Below are 2,163 nucleotides of genomic sequence, written 5' to 3'. Positions count from 1 at the left end.
CTCTTCGACCAGCTGGGGCCGCAGGAAGCCCTGTCTTTCTACGGGTCTTATTCCTACCGCATCCCGCTGGATGCGGAGAATACCAAACGCCTCTGCATCGGCATCGGCGGTGGCGTCACCCAGTATTCCATCGACGGGGCCGCCCTGCAGTACATCGATAACGACGACGTGGCCATCCCCACCGGCAAGACCAGCACCTGGGTGCCCGATGCCCGGTTCGGCGTGTATTACTACACTTCTAAGTTCTACGCCGGCGTATCGGTGATGGATCTTTTTTCCCTGTACTCCGATGCTTCGCGGTATAACTGGAAAGGCAACAACTATTCCACCATCCGCAAAACACAGCACGTTTACCTGACGGCCGGCACCGTGTTCCCCCTGGGAGAAAAGCTCCAGCTCAAACCCTCCTTCCTGGTGAAGGAAGATTTCAAAGGGCCCACCAGCCTGGACCTGAACGCCTTCCTGCTGATCGGCGACAAGCTGTGGGTGGGCGGTTCCTACCGCACCAATGTGAGCATCTGGAACAAAACGGCCCTGCAGCGCGACCTCGAGGAGACCAACGCGGCCAGCGCCATGGTGGAGTTCTACGCCACCCGGCAGCTGCGCATCGGTTATTCCTACGATCTGAACGTGAATAAGATGGCGGGCTACCAGGGCGGCTCCCATGAGATATCCCTGGGCTTTTTGTTCCCTTCCAAAAAATTCACCGTACAGAATCCCCGGTATTTTTAAACCCATCACTTAAGGAAGTATGATACGACGCAGTTTAACCTTTATCCTGACCATGACGTTTGCCGGCAGCTTGTATGCCCAGGAGCAGAAAAGCGTGCTGCAGCTGGCCGAAGAGGCCTATGCGCGCGAAGAGTATGCCGTGGCCGGGGCGCTGTACCAGCGGCAGGCACGCAGCAAGGGAGACAGAACGCCGGTGGCCCTGCTCATGAAAATGGCGCACAGCTACCAGGAGATCGGCTACTTTAAGGAAGCAGCGGGCTTTTACCGGCAGATCATCGCCCGGCCGGACCACCCGGCGGCGGCTTATTTTGCCTACGGCGAAGCCCTGCGGCAGCTGGAACAGTATGATTCGGCCCGCCAGCAATATGCGTTGTTCTCCACGGCCAATGCAGACAGCCTCAAACTCAAAGCGATCGCCCTGCGCGGCTGCGACAGCGCGGCGGTGTGGCAACCGGCCCCGGTGCAGCTTCAACCGCTCAAGGAACTCAACACCCCGGGCTCCGACCTGGTGAGCGGCGTGGTCAAACAGGGATTGCTGCTGATGTCTAACGGCTACCGGGAACTGACGCTCAACGGCGGCTCCGAACCCCGTCCGCAGACAGACCGCCGCACCCAGCAGCCTTATTACAAAGCTTATGTTTATCAGCAATACACCCAGGGCAATGCCACCATGTACCTGGAAGAACTGGTGCCGCAGCTGCTGGGCAAATACGATTACCACATCGGCCCGGTGTGCATGAACCGGACGGAAGATACGCTCTACGCCACCATCAACATCCAGGGCAAAAGGGTGCCGGTAACCGGCAAAGGCCCGGTCAGCGGGGTGCGCCAGCTGCAGATCTACCAATCGGTGAAAACAAATGGCAAATGGAGCCAGATGGTACTGCTGCCGGGTGTTAACGTGGCAGGGCATTCCTCCAGCCATGCGGTGCTGAGCAGCGACGGCAGCGTGTTATACTTCGTCTCCGACCGCCCCGGCGGCTTCGGGCAAACGGACCTCTGGTATTGCGAACGGCAGCCGGATGGCAGCTGGGCGGCGCCGGTGAACTGTGGTGACAAGATCAACACCATCGCCGCCGAAACCTTCCCCACCGTCAACGAAGAAGGCATCCTGTATTTTTCCAGCAAAGGCTACGCGGGCCTGGGCGGCTATGATATCTTCCGGGTAAAAGGCGCTAAAACCAGCTGGGAAACGCCGGAGAACATGAAAGCACCTTTCAACTCCGGGGCAGACGATATCGGGCTGATCCTCAAACACAATGGTTACGAAGGCTACGTGGCGTCCAACAAAGCAGGCGGCATGGGCCGGGATGATATTTATTATTTCGCGGATGCCGATTATATCAACCGGGTGAACCACATCGCCCCGCCGGCGGTGATCGACCACAGCCAAAGGCCGCCGGTGATGCCTACTACAGGTACCACTGGCAC

Annotated in this window: 2 protein-coding genes; both read left to right on the top strand. The window is 58.7% G+C overall.

From position 1 onward, the window contains the following. A partial coding sequence (locus R3I13_RS26955; protein ID WP_346321108.1) for a PorP/SprF family type IX secretion system membrane protein occupies window positions 1–732 on the top strand: 732 nt, incomplete at its 5' end. Window positions 733–751: 19 nt separating this feature from the next. Next, window positions 752–2,163 (top strand): tetratricopeptide repeat protein (locus tag R3I13_RS26950; RefSeq protein ID WP_346321107.1); only part of this gene is annotated, 1,412 nt, incomplete at its 3' end.

This window comes from Chitinophaga sp. YIM B06452 (genome assembly GCF_039655965.1).
Classification (GTDB): Bacteria; Bacteroidota; Bacteroidia; order Chitinophagales; family Chitinophagaceae; genus Chitinophaga.
The sequence above is the reverse complement of the archived record's forward strand: the minus strand, read 5'-3'. Positions and strand labels throughout refer to the sequence as shown.